Source organism: Actinospica robiniae DSM 44927, from assembly GCF_000504285.1.
Taxonomy (GTDB): Bacteria; Actinomycetota; Actinomycetes; order Streptomycetales; family Catenulisporaceae; genus Actinospica; species Actinospica robiniae.
The window spans coordinates 3,430,015-3,448,403 of sequence record NZ_KI632511.1; the positions used below are offsets into that span (position 1 = coordinate 3,430,015).

At 71.2% G+C, this 18,389-nt stretch carries 16 protein-coding genes; 14 read left to right on the forward strand and 2 right to left on the reverse strand.

The window, feature by feature from the left end; all coding sequences use genetic code 11:
* Positions 1 to 42 precede the first annotated feature (42 nt).
* The gene (locus tag ACTRO_RS14580; protein ID WP_034263612.1) at positions 43 to 483 is read left to right on the forward strand and encodes a hypothetical protein; all 441 of its coding nucleotides are present in this window, start codon (positions 43 to 45) and stop codon (positions 481 to 483) included.
* Here ACTRO_RS14580 and ACTRO_RS14585 read toward each other — a convergent pair.
* Positions 462 to 1,103: a TetR/AcrR family transcriptional regulator gene (locus tag ACTRO_RS14585; RefSeq protein ID WP_084316266.1), complete on the reverse strand. Its 642-nt coding sequence runs from the start codon at positions 1,101 to 1,103 to the stop codon at positions 462 to 464. The two genes, ACTRO_RS14580 and ACTRO_RS14585, sit on opposite strands and share 22 nt — an antisense overlap.
* 126 nt (positions 1,104 to 1,229) lie before the next feature.
* Here ACTRO_RS14585 and ACTRO_RS14590 point away from each other — a divergent pair, with 126 nt between their 5' ends.
* Positions 1,230 to 2,693 carry a universal stress protein gene (locus ACTRO_RS14590; protein ID WP_157436202.1) on the forward strand — a complete coding sequence of 488 codons (1,464 nt, stop codon included), beginning with the start codon at positions 1,230 to 1,232 and terminating at the stop codon, positions 2,691 to 2,693.
* 47 nt (positions 2,694 to 2,740) lie between these two features.
* On the forward strand, positions 2,741 to 4,111 hold the full coding sequence (locus tag ACTRO_RS14595) for an NAD(P)/FAD-dependent oxidoreductase (protein WP_034263614.1): 1,371 nt from the start codon (positions 2,741 to 2,743) through the stop codon (positions 4,109 to 4,111).
* On the opposite strand, the gene ACTRO_RS14600 is transcribed toward ACTRO_RS14595, so the two are convergent.
* Positions 4,084 to 4,983: an RNA polymerase sigma-70 factor gene (locus tag ACTRO_RS14600; protein WP_034263615.1), complete on the reverse strand. Its 900-nt coding sequence runs from the start codon at positions 4,981 to 4,983 to the stop codon at positions 4,084 to 4,086. The genes ACTRO_RS14595 and ACTRO_RS14600 overlap by 28 nt on opposite strands.
* A 162-nt stretch (positions 4,984 to 5,145) precedes the next feature.
* Between ACTRO_RS14600 and ACTRO_RS14605 the strand changes: the two genes are divergently transcribed.
* The 11 genes from ACTRO_RS14605 (at position 5,146) to ACTRO_RS14660 (ending at position 18,378) form a co-directional block, all read left to right on the forward strand.
* Positions 5,146 to 6,876: an FAD-dependent oxidoreductase gene (locus ACTRO_RS14605; RefSeq protein ID WP_034263616.1), complete on the forward strand. Its 1,731-nt coding sequence runs from the start codon at positions 5,146 to 5,148 to the stop codon at positions 6,874 to 6,876.
* A 176-nt stretch (positions 6,877 to 7,052) separates the two neighbouring features.
* Complete coding sequence (locus tag ACTRO_RS14610) at positions 7,053 to 7,883, forward strand: alpha/beta fold hydrolase (RefSeq protein WP_034263617.1); 831 nt, start codon at positions 7,053 to 7,055, stop codon at positions 7,881 to 7,883.
* A 96-nt stretch (positions 7,884 to 7,979) separates the two neighbouring features.
* Positions 7,980 to 8,354: a cupin domain-containing protein gene (locus tag ACTRO_RS14615; RefSeq protein ID WP_051452390.1), complete on the forward strand. Its 375-nt coding sequence runs from the start codon at positions 7,980 to 7,982 to the stop codon at positions 8,352 to 8,354.
* Positions 8,355 to 8,439: 85 nt separating this feature from the next.
* Positions 8,440 to 9,183, forward strand: coding sequence for an SDR family oxidoreductase (locus ACTRO_RS14620; RefSeq protein ID WP_034263618.1), 744 nt, complete (start codon positions 8,440 to 8,442; stop codon positions 9,181 to 9,183).
* A 148-nt stretch (positions 9,184 to 9,331) separates the two neighbouring features.
* On the forward strand, positions 9,332 to 11,140 hold the full coding sequence (locus ACTRO_RS44875; RefSeq protein WP_063628002.1) for an alpha/beta fold hydrolase: 1,809 nt from the start codon (positions 9,332 to 9,334) through the stop codon (positions 11,138 to 11,140).
* A 47-nt stretch (positions 11,141 to 11,187) separates the two neighbouring features.
* Positions 11,188 to 13,032 (forward strand): glycoside hydrolase family 15 protein, encoded by a 1,845-nt coding sequence (locus tag ACTRO_RS14630; protein ID WP_051450840.1) that lies wholly within the window; start codon positions 11,188 to 11,190, stop codon positions 13,030 to 13,032.
* A gap of 137 nt (positions 13,033 to 13,169) precedes the next feature.
* Positions 13,170 to 14,207 (forward strand): aminoglycoside phosphotransferase/kinase family protein, encoded by a 1,038-nt coding sequence (locus ACTRO_RS43325; protein ID WP_169739899.1) that lies wholly within the window; start codon positions 13,170 to 13,172, stop codon positions 14,205 to 14,207.
* A gap of 86 nt (positions 14,208 to 14,293) precedes the next feature.
* Entirely contained in the window at positions 14,294 to 14,881 is a 588-nt protein-coding gene (gene cysC, locus ACTRO_RS14645; protein WP_051450842.1) for an adenylyl-sulfate kinase, read from the forward strand.
* A 106-nt stretch (positions 14,882 to 14,987) separates the two neighbouring features.
* The gene (locus ACTRO_RS14650; protein ID WP_034263619.1) at positions 14,988 to 15,932 is read left to right on the forward strand and encodes a daunorubicin resistance protein DrrA family ABC transporter ATP-binding protein; all 945 of its coding nucleotides are present in this window, start codon (positions 14,988 to 14,990) and stop codon (positions 15,930 to 15,932) included.
* The gene (locus ACTRO_RS14655; RefSeq protein WP_034263620.1) at positions 15,929 to 16,693 is read left to right on the forward strand and encodes an ABC transporter permease; all 765 of its coding nucleotides are present in this window, start codon (positions 15,929 to 15,931) and stop codon (positions 16,691 to 16,693) included. The genes ACTRO_RS14650 and ACTRO_RS14655 overlap by 4 nt, the downstream gene beginning before the upstream one ends.
* 158 nt (positions 16,694 to 16,851) lie before the next feature.
* Positions 16,852 to 18,378 carry a hypothetical protein gene (locus tag ACTRO_RS14660; protein WP_157436204.1) on the forward strand — a complete coding sequence of 509 codons (1,527 nt, stop codon included), beginning with the start codon at positions 16,852 to 16,854 and terminating at the stop codon, positions 18,376 to 18,378.
* Positions 18,379 to 18,389: the final 11 nt, after the last annotated feature.

Below are 18,389 nucleotides of genomic sequence, written 5' to 3' on the forward strand. Positions count from 1 at the left end.
GCAGCCCGGGCGGGTGGACCACCGCAGCGTTACCGTCAGCCCATGACGCTCGTCGAGAAGTACGAAATCGCGATCCCGCCGGAGCGATCCACCGGCGGTCTGCGAGCGCCAGGAGCTGGCCATTTCATCATAGAAGTGACAAACCGGGTTCAGCACGACGACACACCGATCTACGCGGGCACCGATGGCCTCACCGTCGCCGTGAAGGAGGTCCGCGGCGCCTGCGTCGCGGCGGCCGGGCACGTCCCGGGCGTCCCCGGGGCGGCTTTCCCCCGGTCTCTGTATCCGCTGCCGGGCATGGCGGTCGAACGTGAACGCGTCCGATGTGCGGGCGGACGCGCGGACGGCAGGTACTTCTCGCACCTCCTCGGCCAGGAGCTGCTGATCGTCGAGGCTTTGGACGGTTCGGATTCGAGCAAGTACCGGCGGACCGGGCAGGCCGACGCGGACGGCGCCGCGATCTACGAGGAGACGGCCGAGTAGGTCGCCGTCACATCCGGGGCGTCCAGGTACCGCTGGACCGAGGGCGCGATCGAGGCGATCACGTCCTCCACGGAGAGCGACGCGAGCGGCTCCTGGCGCAGGATGTAGCGGCACAGGACCGTGCCGAGCAGCTGGGACTGGATGAGCGCGCCGCGCACCTCCGCGTCCTTCGCGCCTGTCGCGGCGATGGGCCCGATGATGAGCTGCGCGAGCACGTCTTGAAGCTTTGCGGCAACGTCTTCGCTGGTGACGGCGGTGCGCAGCAGCAGCATGAGCTCGTCGCCGCTCGCGGGTGCTTCCCACCGTTCGATCAGATGGCGCACGAGCGCTTCGCCCCGCCGGGCCGCCGGCAACGGGGCCAGCTGGAGCACCGGCATGTCGGCGGTCGCGACGGCGGCGAACAGGCCGGCCTTGGAATCGAAGTACCGCATCACCATCGAGGCGTCCACGCCCGCCGCGGCGGCGATGGAACGGATGGTGCTCCGGTCGTACCCCTGTGCCGCGAACGCCGAGCGGGCCGCGTCGAGGATGGCCCGGCGGGTGGCCGCCGAACGCGGGCCGCCGTGGCCCGGAACGCTCTGACCTGCCGCTGGTCCGCTGGTCTGCCCCGTCGTCTCCATGCCCCCAGCCTAGCGCTTTCACCATCGGGTGTTTGCCAACGCATGTTAGCCAACGCGCGTTGACATTCGGCCGCCGGGCGATCTAGCGTGGTCGGCGAGAACACCGGCAACCCGGGGAAGGCCGCGATGAGCGCACCAGCAGCAACCACGACCAGCACGACCGGAGCCAGAGCGAGGTTCCGGCCGCACGCGGTCTTCGTCGCGGCCATGACGCTGTTCGCGGCCGTCTTCGTCGCGATGGTCCTCAGCGAGTTCCACGCGCCGAGCCCGCACGCCCTGCCGGTCGGCATCGTCGCGCCCGCCTCCGCGGCCGGCCAGGTCGGCCAGGCGCTGCAGCACGCCGCGCCGGGCGGGTTCGACCTGCACACCTACGGCAGCCTCGCGGCGGCCCGCGCCGGGATCACGCAGGGCCAGGTCGACGGCGCCCTGATCGATTCCTCCGGCGGGATGCAGCTGCTGCTGGCCCCGGCGGCGGGCACCGCCCCGACACAGGCGCTGACCAGCGCGTTCACCGCGATCGCGGAGCACACCGGGCAGAGCCTGGCGGTCACCGACGTGGTCGCGCCCGGGTCCGCGGACACGCTGGGGCTCTCGCCCTTCTTCCTCGTGCTCGGGGTGCTCATCCCGAGCGTCGCGGTCGGATCGGCCTCGGCGCTGGTCTTCCGCCGGGCCCGGCGGGCGTGGTGGTTCGGCGCGCCGGTCCTGGCCGCCGCGGCGATCGGCCTGGCCACCGCCGCGATCGCGGACGGGGTCTCCGGGCTGGGGAACTACCCGGCGCTGGCCGGCATCGTCGCGCTGTTCTCGCTGGCGGTGGCGGCTCCGACCGCGGCCCTGGCGCGGATCCGGCCGCCGCTCTCGGCGCTGGCCGTGCTGGCGTTCGTGGTCTTCGGGCTCCCCGCCAGCGGCGGCCCGTCCGGGCTCGGCCCGTTCGGCCCGAGCTTCCTGCGCGACCTCAACCCGGCGCTGCCGCTCGGGCTCGCCGCCTCGGCCGTGCGCAAGACGGTCTACTTCGGCGGCTACGGCACAGCCGGGCCGCTGTGGACGCTGGCGGCCTGGGCGGGCGGGGGCCTCCTCGTGCTCGCGCTGGTCGCGGCGCGGCGGCGGGCGTCCGTGCCGGGCCAGCCGCTCCAGACCGCGCTCCCGCCGCGCGCTCCCTCCGGCGTCGTCGTCGGTTTCGACGACTCCGAGCCGTCCCGCCGCGCGCTAGCCCAGGCCGCTCGCCTGGCCACGGCACGGCACGAACCCCTGCACGTCGTGTACGCCGACCACGTGGTGCTCGACAGCGACCTGGCCGGCTACGCCCACGCCGAGATCGAGACCGCCCGGGACGAGACCGCGGAGGCGATCGCCGCGGCGGCCACCGCGATCGTCGGGGAAACCGGCGAAGCAGGCATCGATTACACCTTCGTACGCCGGCAGGGCGCGCCCACCGACGCGATCCTGGCCGCGGCCGCCGACCTCGCCGCCCAGAGCGAATCAGACCCCGTCATCATCGTGGGCCGCTCCGGACACGCCGCGCACCGGCTCCTCGGCTCGGTACCCACTCACCTCTTGGCCCGGTCGCCCTTCCCAGTGCTGGCCATAGCCTGACCCGTCACCCGGTCCGACCATCGGACCGTCGGAAAGCAGAGAGAACCATGCGCGAGATCCTGATCGTCGGCGGCGGCTATGCGGGCTTTTACACCGCGTGGGGCCTCGAGAAGAAGCTGCGTCCCGAGGAGGCCAGGGTCACGGTCGTCGATCCGCGCCCCTACATGACCTACCAGCCGTTCCTGCCGGAGGTGACCGCCGGCTCGGTGGAGGCGCGGCACGCCGCCGTGTCGCTGCGGCGGCATCTGCACCGGACCCGGCTGATCGCGGGGACCGTGACGGAGATACGCCACGCGGACCACAGCGTCACCGTGCGGATGACGAACGGCACCGACTACCGGCTCGAGTACGACATCGTCGTCGTCACCGCCGGCGCGGTGACCCGCACCTTCCCGATCCCGGGCGTGGCGCAGCAGGCGATCGGCCTGAAGCACGTGGAGGAGGCCGTCGCGATTCGCGACAGGTTCCTGACGGCGTGCGACCAGGCGGCTTCGCTGCCTCCGGGCCCGGAACGGCGAAAGCTGCTGACCGTCACGTACGTGGGCGGCGGGTTCTCCGGCGTCGAGGGGTTCGCCGAGCTGCTGTCGCTGGCGTCCTCGATCCCGAAGTACTATCCGGGGATTCGTTTCGACGAGTTCTCCTTCCACCTCGTCGAAGCCCGCGACCGCATCCTGCCCGAGGTGAGCGCGAAGCCCGGCGCGTGGGTGGTGCGCTCCCTGCGCCGGCGCGGCGGCCAGGTGCATCTCAACACTCAGCTCGTCTCCGCCGAGGACGGCCACATCGTGCTCTCCGACGGGCAGGAGTTCGACTCGGCCCTGCTCGTGTGGGCTGCGGGCAACGCCTCCAACCCGGTGGTGCGCACGCACACGGACCTGCCGGTCGACGAGCGCGGCCTGGTCGTGGTCCGGGCCGACCTCAGGGTCGGCACCGAGCGAGACCTCGTCCCGGGCGCGTGGGCGGCCGGGGACGACGCGGCCGTGCCCGACCTTGCTTCGAAGGTGCCGGGAGCGCACACCGTGCCGAACGCTCAGCACGCGGTGCGCCAGGGCCGGCGCCTGGCCAAGAACCTCGTCGCCGAGCTGCGCGGAGGCACGATCCGCGACTACCGCCACCGGAGCCTCGGCACGGTGGCCGCGCTCGGGCTGGGCAAGGGCGTCTTCCAGTACAAGAAGCTGGTGATCAAGGGCCTGCCGGCCTGGCTGATGCACCGCGGGTACCACGTGCTGGCCGTGCCGTCCTGGGAGCGCAAGGTGCGGGTCCTCTCGATCTGGCTCACCGCCGCCTTCTTCGGGCGCGACCTGGTCTCGCTGGCCTCGGTGCAGCGCCCCCGGGAGGCGTTCGTGGCGGGCGCCGCGCCGAACGTGGTGCACGCCGGCACGGGCGGGGAGCCTCAGCCGGCCGCCGCCGAAGCCGCGTAACGGGCGAGCTTGTCGGGGTTGAGCACCCACAGCAGCCGCTCGATCCCGCGCTCGGACACGTCCGCGGTCAGCAGCGCCACCGCCGCTCCCTCGACCGTGACCAGGACGGCCGGCCGGCCGTTCGCCTCGACCCAGCGAACCTCGGTCGGCGGCCAGAAGCGCGGGGCGAAGGCGACGAGGTACCGGGCCACCCGGGTGCGCCCGACCACCGGGATCCGGGAGGCGCCGCGCACCCCGCCGCCGTCGGCGTAGCTGACCACGTCCTGGGTGAGGACCTTTTCGAGTTCTGACATATCTCCGGCCTGCGCCGCGCCGAGGAATGCTTTCAGCAGGCGCCGGTGCGTCCGGGAGTCGACGGCCTGCCGGCGTTCCTCGGCCAGGCGTTTGCGGGCCCGGCTCGCCAGCTGGCGGGTATTCGCCTCGCTCGTCTCGAGCATTTCCGCGATCCGCGCATAAGGGTAATCAAAGGCTTCGCGCAATACGTACGCGGCGCGTTCCACCGGATTCAGTTTCTCCAGCAGGAAGAGCACTGCGAGATCGAGCGCCTCGGCCCGCTCCGCGCCGAGCTGCGGATCCGCGCCGGTGTCGACCGGCTCCGGGATCCAGGGCCCGATGTAGGACTCCCGGCGCGCCGCGGCGGACTGGGCCGCGTTGATCGCCAGCCGGGTGGTGACCGTGGCCAGGAACGCGGCCGGCTCGCGGATGTCGGCGCGCTCCGCGTTCTGCCAGCGCAGCCAGGACTCCTGGACCACGTCCTCCGCCTCGACCGCGCTGCCGAGGATCCGGTAGGCGATGCCGAAGAGCCGCGGCCGCGCGGCCTCGAAATCCCGCACGGCCCGGTCGAGTGATTCTTCATTACCATCAGTATTCATACATATCCTTCGCACTCGCGCACTATGTTACAAGTCGCCGCGGCGGGGAAAGCGCAGGCGTACATCCCCGATGTGTGCTGCGTCACACGTGCGGGATTCCTGTCACAGATCACTGGCCTGTCCGGTCTTAGTGAACGACAAACCCCGCGATCGGAGTACACCATGGCCATCACCGAGAAGAGCCTGTCCACCCTCGTGCTGGTGATCGGCACCGGCGGTTCGGGGCTGCGCGCGGCGATCGAGCTGGCCGAGGCCGGCGTCGACGTCCTCGCGGTCGGCAAGCGCCCGAAGCAGGACGCGCACACGGCGTTGGCCGCCGGCGGCATCAACGCGGCCCTGGCCACCATGGACCCCGAGGACAGCTGGCAGCAGCACGCCGCCGACACGCTCAAGGAGAGCTACCTGCTGGCCGACCCGCGCACCGTCCAGATCGTCTCCCAGGGCGCCGCGCAGGGCATCGACGACCTGGAGCGCTACGGCATGGCCTTCGCCCGGGAGCAGGACGGCCGGATCTCCCAGCGCTTCTTCGGCGCGCACAAGTTCCGCCGGACGGCGTTCGCCGGGGACTACACCGGGCTGGAGATCCAGCGCGCGCTGATCAGGCGGGCCGAGCAGCTGGAGATCCCGGTGCTCGAGGGCGTCTACATCACCCGGTTGCTGGTCGAGGACGGCGCCGTGTTCGGCGCCTACGGCTTCGACCTCGCCGAGGGCACCCGCTACCTGATCCACGCCGACGCGGTCATCCTCGCCACCGGCGGCCACACCCGGATCTGGCGGCGCACCTCCTCGCGCCGCGACGAGAACATCGGCGACTCGTTCCGCCTGGCCGTGGACGCGGGAGCGCGCCTGCGCGACCCCGAGCTGGTGCAGTTCCACCCCTCCGGGATCATCGAGCCGGAGAACGCGGCGGGCACGCTGGTCAGCGAGGCGGCGCGGGGAGAGGGCGGCATCCTGCGCAACGCCGAGGGCGAGCGGTTCATGAGCCGCTACGACCCCGCCCGGATGGAGCTGTCCACCCGGGACCGCGTCGCGCTGGCCTCCTACACCGAGATCAAGGAGGGGCGCGGCACGCCGAAGGGCGGAGTGTGGCTGGACGTCTCCCACCTGCCGCGGCAGACGATCATGACGCGGCTCCCCCGCGTGTACCAGACCATGCTCGACCTGCAGATGCTCGACATCACGCGCGATCCGATCGAGATCGCGCCCACCGCGCACTACTCGATGGGCGGAGTGTGGGTGCGTCCGGAGGACCACAGCACGGAGGTGCGCGGCCTCTACGCCATCGGCGAAGCCGCCAGCGGCCTGCACGGCGCCAACCGGCTCGGCGGGAACAGCCTCATCGAGCTGATGGTCTTCGGCCGCATCACCGGTCAGGCGGCCGCCGCCTACTCGCGGTCGCTCACCGCCCAGCCCCGCTCGGCCGCGGCGATCGAGCAGGCCCGCGCGGAGATCGACGATCTCCTCGCCGCGGACGGCCCGGAGAACGTGCGCGCGCTGCAACGCGCGATCCGCAACACGATGACCGAGCACGCGGGCGTCGTCCGGGACGAGCAGGGCCTGCGCGCCGGGCTGGCCGAACTCGCCGCGATCGAGCGCCGGATGCGCGACGTCGGCGTGCACCCGGACATCGCCGGCTTCCAGGACCTCGCCCACGCCTTCGACCTCAAGTCCGCGGCCCTCGCGGCCAGGGCCACCCTCGAGGCGGCGCTGGAGCGCCGGGAGACCCGCGGCTGCCACAATCGCAGCGACTACCCCGAGCTGGACCCCGCGCTGCAGGTCAACCTCGTGTGGTCGCCGACGAGCGGCGTCAGCCGGGAGGGCATCCCGGGCATCCCGGCCGAGATCTCCGCGCTGATGGAAGAGGTCTCCACCGAGGGGAAGCTGGCGGAATGACCCGGCCGGCCCAGCCGCGGACGCCTCGCGGCGTCGAGCCGCCATCCGGGTGAAACTCCGGCATGCGGGCGCCTGCCCACGACCATAGGTTGATGAGTGAGGCCGGCAACGAGCTGCGGGGGCAGCACGGCCGCATCGCCCACGGCCGGTCTCCCGACGATTCGACAGGAGAAGTCATGGGATTCGTCACCACACGCGACGGAACAGAGATCTTCTACAAGGACTGGGGCACCGGCACGCCCGTCGTCTTCAGCCACGGCTGGCCGCTGAACGCGGACATCTGGGACGACCAGCTCAACCTGCTGGCCGAGAACGGATACCGCGCCATCGCGCACGACCGGCGCGGGCACGGCCGCTCCAGCCAGCCGTGGCAGGGCAATGACATGGACACCTACGCCGACGATCTCGGGGCCGTGCTCGACGCCCTGGACCTGCGCGGCGCCGTGCTGGTCGGGCACTCGACCGGCGGCGGCGAGGTGACGCACTACATCGGCCGGCACGGCACCGACCGGGTCTCGAAGGTGGTGCTGGTCAGCGCCGTCCCGCCGCTGCTGATCAAGACGGACGCGAACCCCGACGGCCTGCCGATGCAGGTGTTCGACGAGATCCGGGCCGGGCTGCGGGCCGAGCGCGCCCAGTACTGGCAGGACACCGCCGTGCCCTTCTTCGGCGCCAACCGCCCCGGCAGCAAGGCCACCCAGGGCAACAAGGACACGTTCTTCCTGCAGGCCATGCAGCTGAACCTGAAGGGCTCGCTGGACTGCGTCAAGGCCTTCTCCGAGGTCGACATGACCGAGGATCTCAAGGGCTTCGGCGACGTCCCGGCCCTGCTCATCCACGGCGACGACGACCAGATCGTGCCGATCGACGCCTCCGCGAAGAAGTCGGTCAAGCTCATCCCGCACGCCACGCTGAAGATCTACGAGGGCGCGCCGCACGGGCTGACCGTCGTCCCCGGATTCAAGGAGCGGTTCAACGAGGACTTGATGGACTTCCTCAAGAGCTGAGCCGCCGACCCGCCCCCCGAGAAGGAGAGCATCAACACCTTGAACGCCCAGCACGCGCACCACATCCCGAGCCCGGACGGGGCCGCGCCGCCCCGGATCGAGACGGTCGCCACCGTGACGCACCCGTCGCCGCTGCCGGAGGGCGCGGAGGCGATGACCATCCTGGTCACGCTCCCGCCGGGCTCGCCGGGCCTGCCGCCGCACCGCCACAGCGGCCCGTGCTACGGCTACGTGCTCGAGGGCGAGATGCTCTTCGAACTCGAAGGCGAGCCGGAACGGGTCGTCAAGGCCGGCGAGGCCTTCTACGAGCCCGGCTACGACGTCATCCACTATCAGGACGCGAACAACCTCGCGGACGCCGAGACCCGCTTCCTCGTCACCATGTTCTGCGCGGCCGGACGGCCGATGATCGTCCCGGTCAGCGCGGAGGAGCTGGAGGCGCGCCGCGACCGCCGCGCGCCCCGGCCGTGACGAGGCGGCACCGCCTGCGGCCGGCCGACCGGCCATCAGCAGGTATCGCATATCAGGGACGGATGTCCCGAGTAGAGGAGTACTCATGAAAATCGCCGTCATCGGCACCGGCCTCATCGGCTCCCAGGTGGTGGACCGGCTCACCGCGGCCGGGCACGACGCGAAGGGGCACTCGCTGTCCACCGGCGTCGATCTGCTCACCGGCAGCGGGCTCGACGGAGCGCTGCGCGACGCCGAGGCCGTCGTGAACGTGTCCAACTCGCCGACCTTCGACAAGGCCTCGGTCGAGTTCTTCCGCAAGTCGGTGACCAACCTGCTGGCGGCCGCGCAGGCGGCGGGCGTGCGGCACATCGTGACGCTCTCCATCGTCGGCGCCGAGCTGGTCCCGGCGCTCGACTACTACGGCGCCAAGGTGCTCCAGGAGGACCTGGTCAAGGCCGGGCCCGTGCCCTACTCGATCGTGCGCGCCACGCAGTTCATGGAGTTCGTCGCGCCGACCATGCAGTGGACCACCGAGGGCGACGCGGTGCACCTGCCGCCGACCCCGATCCAGCCGATCAGCTCGGCGGACGTCGCGCAGGCCGTCGTGGAGACCACCGTCGGCGCTCCGCTGCAGGGCACCCGGAACATCGGCGGCCCCGAGGTCTTCCAGCTCGACGAGCTGGGCCGGATCACGCTGGCCGAGACCGGCGACACCAAGCGCCAGGTGGTGACCGACGAGAAGGCCGGGCTCTTCGCCGCGGTCGAGGGTGACGCGATCACGACGCGCGAGGGCGCCGAGCTCGCCACGACCCGCTACCGCGACTGGCTGAAGGCGCAGTCGCACTGACCCCCGGCCTCGGCCGGACCGTCCGCCGACGGCGTCGGACGGTCCGGCCGAGGCGGGCACCAGGCTCGCCGCGTGCAGGCCGGTCGGCTTTGTACAAGACTGGACACGCAAGGAGCATCGCGCGACCCCCGTTGGACAGGTGAGGATCATGGCGCCGACCTTGACCGGCCACGACGGCACCCCGGTGGTTTTCCTCCACGGCCTGTGGCTGCATCCGACCTCGTGGAGAGCGTGGGAGGAGCTGTACCAGGCGAACGGCTACCGGACCGTCGCGCCGGGCTGGCCCGGCGTCCCGGACACCGTCGAGGGCACCCGGGCGGATCCGAACGTCGTCGCCGATCCGGGTATCGACCAGATCACCCGCCACTACGCCCGGATCATCGCGGAGCTGCCCGAGCCGCCGGTGCTGATCGGCCACTCCGTCGGCGGGTTGATCGCGCAGAAGCTGCTGGCCATGGGGTACGGGCGCGCGGCGGTCGCCATCGACGCCGCGCAGTTCAAGGGGGTGATGCCGGCCACGCCCACCTCGCTCAAGGCCGCGATGCCGATCCTGCGCAACCCGTCGAACCGGCACAAGGCGGTGTCGCTGACCCCCGCCCAGTTCCGCTACGCCTTCGGCAACTCGCTGACCGAACAGGAATCGGACGCGCTGTACGAGCAGTGGGCGGTCCCCGCTCCCGCGCGCCCGCTGTTCGAGGCCACGTCGTCCAACCTCGCCCGGCACACGGCAGCCGCCGTGGACGCGGAGAGCGAGGTGCGACGGCCGCTGCTGCTCGTGATGGGCGGCGAGGACCACGCCGTGCCGGAGGCCGTCACCAGGTCCGCGTACCGGTTCTACCGCGATTCCGCCGAGGCCGACCTGATGGAGTTCCCCGACCGCGGTCACTCGCTGATCATCGACAGCGGCTGGCGGGAGATCGCCGAGGCTTGCCTGGACTGGCTCGGGAAGCACGTCCCGGCCGGCACCGAAGACGAAACCGCCGAGGCCGCGGCGACGCCCGCGGCGCGCCCGGCCGCCGTGACCGAGCGGCAGCCCTGGCCCACGCCGCCGCGCGCGAGCGCGCCCCCGTACACGCCTGGCCCGGCACCCGAGCCGGAGGGCGACGAGGTGCTCATCGAGGTCCGGTGCGCCGGCATCGGCGACTGGGACGACGTCACCCGCGCGGGCGGTTGGCAGAGCGGGGTGGCCGAGCTGTGCGCGCTCGGGGTGCAGGTGGCGGGCACGGTGATCAAGGCCGGGCCGGAGACCGAGGGGTTCGCTCCGGGGACCGAGGTGCTGACCCACACGTATCCGCTGAAGGGCAGCGGAGCCCGGACCCGGCGCGTCCTCGCACCCAGCGCCCACGTGGCGCTCAAGCCCGCCGGGCTGACGTGGCAGAACGCGGCCGCCCTGCCGCTGCCCGGGCTGACCGCGTACGAGTTGCTCTTCGAGGTCCTGAAGGTGCGCCCGAATGAGACGCTGCTCGTCCACGGGGCGGAAGGGATCATCGGCGGACTGCTGGTGCAGATCGCCTCGGCGCACGGTCTGGACGTCGTGGCGACCTCCGAGCCGGACTGCACCACCCAGGTGTCCGCGCTGGGTGCGGCCGCGGTCCTCGACCGGGACGACCCCGACTGGCCGGAAGAAGCCCGCCGGCTGTTCGGCGGCCGCGGTGCCGACGCGGCGGCCGTGGCCACGTCCGGCGGCGCCGGCACCGCGCTGTCCGTGGTCACCGACCACGGACGGATGACGACCATCGCGGATCCCACGCCGCCGGACCCCGAGCGCGGCATCGAACCGCGCTACATCCGGGTGCATCCGGACGGCGAGCTGCTCGGCCGGGCGGCCCACGCGCTCGACCGCGGCGAGATCGTCATGCCGGAGCCGGCCGCCTTCGCCATGGCCGACATCGACCAGGCGCTGGCGACGCTGCTGGCCGGCAGCGGGCAGACGCCGGTCGTGCTGAGCGCCGCGTGACCGCACGGTCGGCCGGGTGATCGCCGGCGACTGCATGGGAGGCCCACATGGTGGACGAGGCCGACATAGTGGACGAAAACGTGGACGGCATCCGCTACCTGCCGATCTCGGAACACGGCCTGATCGGTGATCTGCGCACCTCCGCCCTCGTCGCCACGAACGGGACGATCGACTGGTACTGCTGCCCGCGCTTCGACGCGCCCAGCGTGTTCGGCTCGATCCTCGACGCCGATCGGGGCGGGTCGTTCGAGCTGCGGGTGGACCGGCCCGCGCGCACCCGCCAGTTCTACTTCCCGGACACGAACGTCCTGATCACCAGGTTCTTCGCGCCGGACGGCGTCGGCGAGGTGCAGGACTTCATGCCGATCGTCGACGAGTCGCAGGAGGCGGGGCGCCACCGGCTGATCCGCCGGGTCTTCTGCGTGCGCGGGTCGCTGCCGTTCCGCGCGACCGTCGCGCCCCGGTTCGGCTACGGCACCGAGCGGCACACCGTGGAGGTGCAGGACGGGCAGGCGCTCTTCCATTCCCCGTCGCTGTCGCTGGGCCTGACCGCCACGAAGCCGCTGGAGACCGACGGCACCGACGTGCGGGCGCGATTCGAGCTCGCCGAGGGCGAATCCGCCGTGTTCGCCCTCGACGAACTCAGCGACGATGTCAGACCACGTGCCTGCCCGGAGCTGGAGGCCGAGGACGAGTTCCGCGCGACCGTGGAGTTCTGGCGCCGGTGGCTGGCCGGCTCCCACTACCACGGCCGGTGGCGGGAGATGGTGAACCGTTCCGCGCTGCTCCTCAAGCTACTGACTTACGCGCCGACCGGGGCGATCGTCGCCGCGCCGACGACGAGCCTGCCGGAGCGGATCGGCGGCGAGCGCAACTGGGACTACCGCTACGTCTGGATCCGCGACGCGGCCCTGTGCATGTACGCCATGCTGCGCCTGGGTTTCGCGACCGAGGCCCGGGCGTTCATGGGATTCCTCGGACAGTACGGGCGGGCGAACCTGCCCGAGCTCGGCGCGTCCGGCACGTTGCAGATCATGTACGGCATCGACGGGCGCAGCGAGATGCCGGAGCAGGAACTCCCGCACCTCGAGGGCTATCTCGGATCCTCCCCGGTCCGCATCGGGAACGCGGCCACCGACCAGGTCCAGCTGGACATATACGGGGCCGTGATCGACTCGGTCTACCTCTACGACAAGTGGGGGGAGCCGATCAGCAGCGGAATCTGGGAGCGGGTGGCGATCACCGTCAACTGGCTCTGCGACCACTGGGACCAGCCGGATCACGGCATCTGGGAGACCCGGGCCGGCCCGCGCAACTTCGTCTACTCGCGGCTGATGTGCTGGGTCGCGCTGCAGCGGGCGATCCGGATGGCGCACCGGCGCGGGCTGCCGGCCGACCTGGCCCGCTGGCGCTCGTCTCGCGACGCCATCTACCGGCAGATCATGACGCGCGGATGGTCGCAGGAGCGGGGCGCGTTCGTCCAGCAGCTCGACGGCGACGTGCTCGATTCGTCGCTGCTGATGATGCCGATGGCGAAGTTCATCTCGCCCACGGACCCGAAGTGGCTCTCCACTCTGGACGCGCTCGGCAAGGACCTGGCCTCCGATTCCCTGGTCTACCGCTACGATCCGGCCGCCAGCCCCGACGGTGTCGGCGGGTCCGAGGGCACTTTCTCGATCTGCACCTTCTGGTACGTCGACGCCCTCACCCGCGCGGGCCGGCTCGACGAGGCCCGGCTGGCCTTCGAGAAGATGCTCACCTACGCCAACCACCTCGGCCTGTACGCCGAGGAGATCGGCCAGGCCGGCGAGCAGCTGGGCAACTTCCCGCAGGCTCTGACGCACCTGTCCCTGATCATCGCCGCGGAGCACCTGGACCGCGCGCTGGGGTGACGATCAGCCTTCTGCGTCTGAGGCCTCCGAGCGATTTCCTTGCCGCAACCTTCGTTCGAAACCATCATCGCGACCATGCTCGAGTCTTTGACAGAAGGCGATGAAGGGCGGCGCGGGTGACCGAAGAGCGGATTGCGTTGCCGCACAACGAAGAGAACGCCGCGTCGGGCGGTGTCTTCCGGGTGCCGGACAATGGCGGGCGAAGCAGGATCCTGAAAATCTTCCGTCCGCCCGCATCGCCGACGACGGGTCCGCAAGCCGCCGCCACGGCTTGGCCGACGAGCGCTGCGCCGGACCACTTCAACTACTGGCGGCGCGAGGTCGAGGCATACGAATCGGGCTTCGCGCACTCCGCGTTCCGCGACGCCGGCATCCGCGCGCCCAGCCTGCATTCCCTCGACACCCGGGCTGACGGCAGCATCGAGCTCTGGCTCGAGGACGTCGTCGGACCCTCCGGTTTCGAAGTGCCCACGCAGCGCCTCGGCCGCTTCGCGCACGAGCTCGGCGTCGGGCAGGCGCGCTGGGCCGGGCGCGTCCCTTCATCCGCCGAACTTCCGTGGCTCTCCCGCGGTTGGCTGGCCCAGTACCTCCGCCACGGGCCTCATGCCACCGTCGACATCAGCGACGCCGACTGGGACGACCCGGCCGTGCGAGCCTGGCCGGCTGAGACACGACATTCGCTGCGTCGGCTGTGGGAGTCTCGTTCGCAGGCCCTTGATGCCGCGACTGCGTGCGCACGCACGCTCTGCCACCTCGACCTGTGGCCCGCCAACCTGATCGAGGACAGCTCCGGCACCTCAGTGTTGATCGACTGGGCGTTCGTCGGTGAAGGCGCGGTCGGCGAGGATCCGGCCAACCTGATCGTCGACAGCGTGACGGACGGCCTGATCGACATGGCGAGCCTGCCCGAGCTCGCCGAAGCGATCACCGACGGGTATGTCAAAGGTCTGGCCGAGGGCGGCTGGGCCGGCTCCGCGGACGAGACGCGCGCGGCGATCGCCGCCTGCGCCGTCGCCAAATACAGCTGGCTCGGTGCGCAAGTCGTCGCCTCCGCGGCGAACGACCGGAAGGGCGGAACCGACCCCGGCCGGGACGACGCGACCTTCGAGGCCATGGAACGCAGCAAGCCGCTCGCGCAGCAGCTGGCCCAGTGGTCCGATGCCGTCCTGAGGTGATGCGGTCAGGCCGTCGTTCGCATCCGGCCGGGTTCACCCTCTGACGTTGCGGGCATCCGCCGGCTTGGCAGCTTCATACTCGATGCATGCGCGGCCGGGTCCGCCGGGAAGGAGGAGTGAGCACGGTGATCGATCCACGTACCGTCGGCGCGACGATCTGGCTCACCGGCCTGCCCAGCTCCGGGAAGAGCACCATCGCCGCGGCGCTCGCCGACGTCCTATGCGAGGAAGGGCACCGGGTCCAGGTGCTCGACGGCGACGAGATCCGGGCGACGCTCAGCAGTGATCTCGGCTTCTCCCGAGCCGACCGGATCACGAACGTCCAGCGCATCGGCCTGCTCGCGCGGACGCAGGCCACGCACGGGGTCAAGGTTCTGGCCCCGGTCATCGCGCCGTACGCCTGCTCGCGGGACGACGTCCGGGCCGGGCACGCCGCGCACGGTGTCTGGTTCGTCGAGGTGCACATCGCCACCGCGGTCGAGGTCTGCGCACGGCGCGACGTCAAAGGCCTCTACCGCCGCCGGCGGGCCGGCGAGATCCGTGGCCTGACCGGCGTCGACGACCCCTACGAGATCCCCGACCGGCCGGAACTGCGGGTGGAGACCGACGGCCTCACCGTGGCCGAGTCCGTCAAGCACATCTACACGGCGCTCGCCGAGCGGGGGCTCGTGTAGGCCGACCTGCCGGTTTCGCCGGGCGACCGATCCGTGGCGGAGGCGGGGCCGGGCCGTGTCAGCGCCGCGGCGGAGCCGTGTCAGGGCGGCCCGGCACCTTAGAGACATGACGAGTTCAGCGATAGCGGTCCAGGGACTGCGCAAGGCGTACGGCGACAAGGCCGTGCTCGACGGCATCGACTTCGAGGTCGAATCCGGCACGATCTTCTCCCTGCTCGGCCCGAACGGGGCCGGCAAGACGACCACCGTGAACATCCTCGCGACGCTGATGACGCCCGACGCCGGCACGGCCCGCGTCGCCGGATTCGACGTCGCCGCCGAGACGAAGCAGGTGCGCAAGGCGATCGGCGTGACCGGGCAGTTCGCCGCGGTCGACGAACTGCTCTCGGGCCGGGAGAACCTGCAGCTGATCGCGGACCTGAAGCGGGTGCGCGACGGCGGCCGGCTCGTCGGGGGGCTGCTGGAGCGGTTCGACCTCGTCGAGGCGGCCGACAAGCTCGCCTCGACCTACTCCGGCGGCATGCGCCGCAAGCTCGACCTGGCCATGACCTTGGTCGGCGGCCCGCGGGTGATCTTCCTCGACGAGCCGACGACGGGGCTCGACCCGCGCAGCCGGCGCACGATGTGGGAGATCGTGCGCGAGCTGGTCGCGGACGGCACCACGATCTTCCTCACCACCCAGTACCTGGAGGAGGCCGACCAGCTCGCCGGCCGGATCGCCGTGCTCGACGGCGGCCGGATCGTGGCCGACGGCACCCCGGAGGAGCTCAAGCGCCGGATCCCCGGCACCCACGTCCGGCTGCGGTTCGCCGGGGACAACGTCCTGCAGGCGGCGGCGCGGATCTTCCGCGAATCCACCGCGGACGAGACGGAGCTGACCCTGCGGGTGCCGAGCGAGGGCGACTCGCGCTCGATCAAGGCCCTGCTGGACCGGCTCGACGAATACGGCATCTACGCCGACGAGTTCTCCGTGCACACGCCGGACCTCGACGACGTCTTCTTCGCCCTGACCGGGCACACCACCGAGCAGACCGTGGAGGTCTCCGCATGAGCACCGCATCCGCCTCGCTTCAGGACTCGGCGATCATGCTGCGCCGCAACTTCAAGCACACCGTCCGCAACCCCGTCACAGTGTTCAACGCCGTGCTGTTCCCGATCATCATGATGCTGATGTTCGTGTTCATCTTCGGTGGCGGATTCAAGGTCGCGGGCAACTACGTCGACTACGCGGTGCCGGGCCTGCTGGTGATGGCCGTGACCTACGGCCTCGGCCCGACCGCGACCGAGGTCAACGGCGACCTGACCAAGGGCGTCATCAACCGGTTCAAGGCCATGGACGTCTCCCGCGGCGCGGTGATGAACGGCCACGTCGCCGCCACGACGGTGCGCGCCCTCATAGCGGTCGCGGCGATCATCGGCGTCGGCTTCGCGATCGGCTTCCGTCCGCACGCCGGGGCGGTGCAGTGGCTCGCGGTGATCGGCCTCGTGCTGCTGCTGGCGTTCGCGACCAGCTGGCTGACCGTCGCCCTGGGCCTGGCCGCCAAGACCCCGGAGTCGGCCGGCATGGGCACCGTGCCGCTGATCATGCTGCCGTTCCTCAGCAGCGCGTTCGTCCCGGCGTCCACGATGAAGCCCGGCGTGAAGCAGTTCGTCGAATACCAGCCCTTCACCCCGATCATCGAGACCCTGCGCGCCCTGCTCGGCGGCCACGGCCCGACGGCCGGGAACGCGATCGCGGCCGTCGCCTGGTGCGTCGCCTTCGCAGTGCTCGGATACTTCTGGTCGGTCTCCACCTTCGAGAAGCGGGCCTGACGCTCAAGCGCCCGAGCGTGACCCCGCCAGCTCGGATCACCCGGTCTCCCGGCCCTGCGCGGCCGTCTCGACGAAGCCTGATTCGCCGAGACGGCCGCGCGGGGCCGGGCGTTTTCGCGTCGGTGACCTCTGGCTTCACCTGCTGACATACTGTGCGGGTGACGGAAAACGCGGAGAGGGATGCGATCGACGGAGCGCACGTGCTGGCCTCCCTCCTGGAGGCTCTCGCCGCCTGGCCGGACTTCGAGCACAGGACGCGCCTCAGCATCGAGCAGGAGCAGAACCTCACGCCCCAGGAAGCCAAGGCCCGGCAGGACGCGAGCATCACCGCCGTTCGCAGCGTCGCCGACCTGCGGGAGGTCCAGGGGCAGATCCGAGCACTCGGCCAGCTGCGCTATGAGCCGGCCGTCCCGACATTGGCAGGGCTGTGGCAGCACTGCCCGGTCCACCCGGTCGAGGTGGACGCCGCGCACGCACTGTTCGGGATCGGGAACGCCGAGGCCCGCGACGTGCTGCGGCAAGGGATCCACGACCACGAGCACCTCGGCCGGTTCATGGCACTGAAGGTCATGTTCAGCAACGAGGGGACGGCCTGGGACAACGTCGGTCACCTGTTCGCCGATGAATGCCTGGCCTCCGCGAGCGGATGGGCGGCTGCCGCCGAGGCTCTCGGCTTCCTGTCACCGGGGATGTTCTCCGGTTCGGACCCCGTGTGGCAACCGTACGAGCTGCCCGACCTGCTCTCTCAGGACCGCCGCTGGCTCGACCTGTGCATCCGCCTTCGCGACCACCGGATCCTCGGCCGACCGGCCCGCGATGCGCTCAAGTACACCGATCCCGCGGTCACCGGACCGGCGCTCGACGCCGCCAGAGCGGCGCGGGCTTCGCGGGCGTCGCGACCGCAGTCTGATGTCAGAGAGCTGCGTTCCGGCGATCTCGTCGCACGGTACGAGAGCGGGGACCACCGCGCCGTGTGGAGCGAACTCGGGGCGGTCGCTCATCTGGACGACGCGTGGCGCGCTGAGGCCGAACAGGTGGCTGCGCTGACCATGGAGCGGGTCCGGCGCAACGCCGTCAACCTCGCCGAGGCTCTGATCGCCCGCGGTTGGCCGGTCACCCTGGAGAAGGCGCTGCCGGGACCCGACCCGGATGTCGAGGACAGGCTGCGGGAACTCGAGCAGATCACCGGGTCTGCCGTGCCGCCGGCGTTGGCGGCTTTCTGGCGCGTCGTCGGCACGATCGACCTCGTCCCGCGTGATTCCTGGGGTGAACCGTTCCCGCCGGGCGTGCCGGAGCAGCTCGCGGTGGCCGACCCGCTGGAGATCATCGACCTCGACACCGCGTGGTTCTCCGTCGACGAGTGGCAGGACGAGTCCGGAGAGCTGCACCCCGAACTCGCCGGCCCGCTGGAAGTGACCATCGCCGCCGACTACCTGCACAAAGCCGACATCAGCGGCGGGGCTCCTTACTCGGTTTGGCTGCCCGACGCCGGCGCCGACCCGCTCGTCCGCGATGAACCGCACGGCTTGACGTTCACCGACTACTTGCGGGAGGCGTTCGCCGGGAAGGGGTTCCTCCACCTCGACCATCAGGAGGAATGGATGGCCCACGGCCTCACCCGCGACCGCTTGGCGCAGCTGACCGGCTGGCTGGCGAGCGTCGAATACGAGCACATCGACTTCTGATCCCCGTCTAT

What these genes read in the sequence shown, in the direction of transcription:
- ACTRO_RS14580 (WP_034263612.1), top strand. Translation starts at nt 43, where the DNA reads ATGACGCTCGTCGAGAAGTACGAAATCGCGATCCCGCCGGAGCGATCC.
- ACTRO_RS14585 (WP_084316266.1), bottom strand. Translation starts at nt 1,103, where the DNA reads ATGGAGACGACGGGGCAGACCAGCGGACCAGCGGCAGGTCAGAGCGTT.
- ACTRO_RS14590 (WP_157436202.1), top strand. Translation starts at nt 1,230, where the DNA reads ATGAGCGCACCAGCAGCAACCACGACCAGCACGACCGGAGCCAGAGCG.
- ACTRO_RS14595 (WP_034263614.1), top strand. Translation starts at nt 2,741, where the DNA reads ATGCGCGAGATCCTGATCGTCGGCGGCGGCTATGCGGGCTTTTACACC.
- ACTRO_RS14600 (WP_034263615.1), bottom strand. Translation starts at nt 4,983, where the DNA reads ATGAATACTGATGGTAATGAAGAATCACTCGACCGGGCCGTGCGGGAT.
- ACTRO_RS14605 (WP_034263616.1), top strand. Translation starts at nt 5,146, where the DNA reads ATGGCCATCACCGAGAAGAGCCTGTCCACCCTCGTGCTGGTGATCGGC.
- ACTRO_RS14610 (WP_034263617.1), top strand. Translation starts at nt 7,053, where the DNA reads ATGGGATTCGTCACCACACGCGACGGAACAGAGATCTTCTACAAGGAC.
- ACTRO_RS14620 (WP_034263618.1), top strand. Translation starts at nt 8,440, where the DNA reads ATGAAAATCGCCGTCATCGGCACCGGCCTCATCGGCTCCCAGGTGGTG.
- ACTRO_RS44875 (WP_063628002.1), top strand. Translation starts at nt 9,332, where the DNA reads ATGGCGCCGACCTTGACCGGCCACGACGGCACCCCGGTGGTTTTCCTC.
- ACTRO_RS14630 (WP_051450840.1), top strand. Translation starts at nt 11,188, where the DNA reads ATGGTGGACGAGGCCGACATAGTGGACGAAAACGTGGACGGCATCCGC.
- cysC (WP_051450842.1), top strand. Translation starts at nt 14,294, where the DNA reads ATGCGCGGCCGGGTCCGCCGGGAAGGAGGAGTGAGCACGGTGATCGAT.
- ACTRO_RS14650 (WP_034263619.1), top strand. Translation starts at nt 14,988, where the DNA reads ATGACGAGTTCAGCGATAGCGGTCCAGGGACTGCGCAAGGCGTACGGC.
- ACTRO_RS14655 (WP_034263620.1), top strand. Translation starts at nt 15,929, where the DNA reads ATGAGCACCGCATCCGCCTCGCTTCAGGACTCGGCGATCATGCTGCGC.